The sequence below is a fragment of the Kitasatospora sp. NPDC036755 genome (assembly GCF_040636595.1).
Classification (GTDB): Bacteria; Actinomycetota; Actinomycetes; order Streptomycetales; family Streptomycetaceae; genus Kitasatospora.
Window position 1 is genome coordinate 1 of sequence record NZ_JBEZUT010000559.1, and the last position, 3,362, is coordinate 3,362.

The 3,362-nt window shown below is 76.9% G+C and carries 3 protein-coding genes and 1 pseudogene; 2 read left to right on the plus strand and 2 right to left on the minus strand.

Annotated elements, in window-relative coordinates; all coding sequences use genetic code 11:
* Nucleotides 1-414 precede the first annotated feature (414 nt).
* Entirely contained in the window at nt 415-1,281 is an 867-nt protein-coding gene (locus AB0E96_RS39815; protein ID WP_359831559.1) for a MerR family DNA-binding transcriptional regulator, read from the plus strand.
* Nucleotides 1,278-2,252, plus strand: a complete 975-nt coding sequence (locus AB0E96_RS39820; RefSeq protein ID WP_359831561.1) for a BtrH N-terminal domain-containing protein — start codon at nt 1,278-1,280, stop codon at nt 2,250-2,252. Before AB0E96_RS39815 ends, AB0E96_RS39820 begins: the two co-directional genes overlap by 4 nt.
* Before the next feature lie 35 nt (nt 2,253-2,287).
* Here the strand turns inward: AB0E96_RS39820 and AB0E96_RS39825 are convergent, their stop codons facing one another.
* Together AB0E96_RS39825 and AB0E96_RS39830 are read right to left on the minus strand one after the other, a co-directional pair.
* Nucleotides 2,288-3,160, minus strand: a complete 873-nt coding sequence (locus tag AB0E96_RS39825) for a serine hydrolase (RefSeq protein WP_359831563.1) — start codon at nt 3,158-3,160, stop codon at nt 2,288-2,290.
* A 14-nt stretch (nt 3,161-3,174) separates the two neighbouring features.
* Nucleotides 3,175-3,362 (minus strand): annotated as a pseudogene (locus AB0E96_RS39830) (hypothetical protein); the annotation flags it as partial.

Consider the following 3,362-nt stretch of genomic DNA (forward strand, 5'->3'; position numbering starts at 1 on the left):
CACGCCGCGGCCGTCGCCCCACGGCCGGGCTCACCCGCGAACAGCTCCGGGCCACCGCCGCCGACGATCCGATGGCGACGGGGACCGCCTGGTCGCCCCGGCGGGCGGCACTGCTCGCCTCCGTCGACGAACCGCACGACACCGCCCACCTCTCGCCGGCCGCCCGGGACGCGCTGCGTCCGGACGACGACGACGCGCGGCTGCTGGAACTCCTGGTGCTCACGGGCTGGTACCGCACCATCGCCCACCTCGCCAACGGCGTCCGGCCGGACGCCGAACCGTGGGCCGTGCCGTTCCCCGGCCAGGACCGGCCGCCCGGCGGCCGGCGGCGGGCCGGTGCGCCGTTGCGCCGTTGCGCCGCGGGCGGACACCCGGGCTGGACCCTCCCACGGCGGGAGGGTCCACGATGGGCCCGTGCGAGACCAGGACGACTTCCTCACCATCGGGCGCTTCGCCCGCCTCTGCCGGCTGAGCGTGAAACAGCTCCGCCACTACGACGACACCGGCCTGCTGCCCCCGGCCAGGGTCGACCCCGCCACCGGCTACCGCTACTACGCGCCCGGCCAGGCCCGCGACGCGCTCACCGTCGCCCTGCTGCGCGACCTCGACGTGCCGCTCGCGGTGGTCGCCGCGACCCTGGCCGCCGACGAGCCGGAGCGGGCCCGCCTGCTGCGCGCCGAACGCGACCGGGTCGCCGAGCGGATCGTCCGCGACCGGGCCCGGCTGGAGCTGCTGGAACACCTCGCCGCCGACGGCGGACCGCCCGAGTACCGGATCGCCCTCGGGCAGGAGCCGGAACGGCGCCTGGTCGTCGCGCGGGCGGTGGCCGGGCCGGGCGAGCTCGCGGAGCGGACCGGCGCGTGCGTCGGCCGACTGCTGGCGGGGCTGCGGGACACGCCCTGGCGGCCCCCGCTGTGGGGGCTGTTCCCGCTGGACCTCGCCGAGGGCATGCGGATCGCGGTCGGCGCCGAGGCGGACGGGACAGACGGGACGGACGGGACGGACGGGACGGACGGGGCGGCCCCAGAAGGCGGGCCCGACGGGCTGGACCGCGAACTGCTGCCCGGCGGGCTGGTGGTGGAGACGGTCCACCACGGCCCGTACTCCCGGCTGCCGCTCGCCTACCACGCGCTGCTGGCCGCCGTGCACGAGCGGGGGCTGCGGCCGCTGGCACCGGTGCGGGAGGCGTACCTGGTCGGGCCGGGCGAGGCCCCGGCGGAGGAGTGGACGACCCGGCTGGTGGTCCGGGTCGTCGAGGAGCGGACGGAGGAGGCGGCATGACGGAGCCACGGGGTGGCTCGCACTGCGAGACGACGGCACTGGACGTGCTGCTGCGCCACGAGGGCGTCGAGCTGTCCGAGCCGATGCTGTTCGGCCTCGGGGCCGGGCTGTCGTTCGTCTACTGGGACGGCAAGGGGCTGGACTTCCCGTTCCTCGGCGGCCGGGTCAAACCCTTCGAGCTGACCCGCGCCCTGGCCGCCCGGCTCGGGCTGCGGCTGGACGTCCGGGAGACCGCCTCCGCCGGCCGGGCCTGGCGCGACGTGACGGCGGAGCTGGACGCCGGGCGCCCGGTCGGGCTCCAACTGGACAGCTACCACCTGGAGTACTTCACCTCCAGGGTGCGCTTCGGCGGGCACGTGGTCGCGATCCGCGGCTACGACGCGAACGACGCCCACCTGGTCGACACCGCCCAGCAGGGCGGCGCCGTCACCACCAGTCTGGCCTCGCTCGCGGCGGCGCGCGCCGAACGCGGCCCGATGACCGCCCGCCACCGCTCCTTCACCCTCACCCGGCAGGGCGAACTCCCGGACGTGCGCGCCCTGCTGGGCCCAGCCATGGCCGCCTGCGCGACGGCCTTCCTGCACCCGCCGATCGCCAACCTCGGCCACCGCGGCATCGCCAGGGCCGCCTCCCTGGTGCCGGGCTGGCTGACCCGGGCGGAGCGGCCCGGGGAGCAACTGCCGCGGGCCGCCCGGATGATGGAGCTAGCCGGGACGGGCGGCGCGCTGTTCCGCAACCTCTACCGGGACTTCCTCGCCGAGTCCGCCGAGCTGCTCGACGACGCCCGGGTCCGGACCGCCCGCGACCGGTACGCCGAGGCCGCGGCGGGCTGGACCGAGGTGGCCCGACTGGTCGGCGCGGCCGGGGAGTCGCAGGACGCGGCACCGCTGGAGCGGGCCGGCCGTCTCCTGGGCGAACTGGCGCGGATCGAGCGGGAGGCCATGGCCGAGCTGGCCCGCCCCGGCGGCTGAGGCGGGCCGGGCCCCGGCCCCTCACATGCCGCGCGCTACCGGTTGCGCAGCGCGTCCACCGCGATGCGGGCGGCCGTACCGATGACGGCGTCGGCCGCGGGAAGGGTGGCCGCGGTACGGGCGGTCCGGGTGAAGACGGCCACGGCGTACCGGCCCCCGTCCGGGTACTCGACGACGCCGACCTCGTTGCGCAGCGTCGGCAGCGACCCGGTCTTGCCCGCGACGTGGACGTCGTCGAAGGGGAATCCGGAGGCCATCCGGTGCGGCCACACCTGGAGGCCCATCATCCGACGGATGGCGGCGCCGTGTTCGGGCGTGCAGGCCTCGTCGCGCCAGACGGCGCCCAGCAGCCGGGTCATGTCGCGCGGGGTGCTGTGGTTGGTGCGGGCCGGGTCGAGGGCGCGCAGCCGCGCGATGACGTGCGGGTCGGCGAGCGCCCGGGCGCCGGCGGGGCCCGCGTCCTCGCGGATACTCGCGAGCATCTCGCCGAAGGAGTGCGCGGCGTGCGTCGTGTCGAGGCCCAGGCGGGCCGTGGTGCGGTTGACGGCGTCGAGGCCGACCCGGGCCAGGAGCAGGTCCGCCGCGGCGTTGTCGCTGACGGCCATCATCAGGTAGGCGAGGTCGCGCAGCGACAGCCGGGCGGCGTCCAGCATCGCGGCGGTGCCGGTGGGGCCCGGGGTGCGGCCGTCCGGCGGGCACTCGACCTGTTCGGTGAGGTCGAGGCGGCCCTGGGCGGCCTGTTCGTGCAGCGCGACCAGCAGGCAGAGCTTGTGGACGCTCGCGGTGCAGACCGGCTGGTCGGCGCCGACGCCGAGTCGGGCGGCCGAGTCGATGTCGAGGGCGTGCAGCCACCCGGTGACCCCGGCGTCGGCGAAGGCCGCGCGGATGCGGTCGGTGGCGTCGGACACGTTCGCAGGTGGGGTCACAGCCAGTACTCCGCTGCCGGTCGCAGGTGCATCGGACGGGTGGGGGTGTCGGGGCGGGCGTCGGTGGTGGTGCGCAGCGCGTGCTCGGCCGCGTCGGCGAAGGCCCGTACGGCGGCCCGGGTATCCTCCCCGTTCGCGACAGCAAGGACCCCCACGGGCCCCAGCTCGGCTTCCGCCCCGAGGC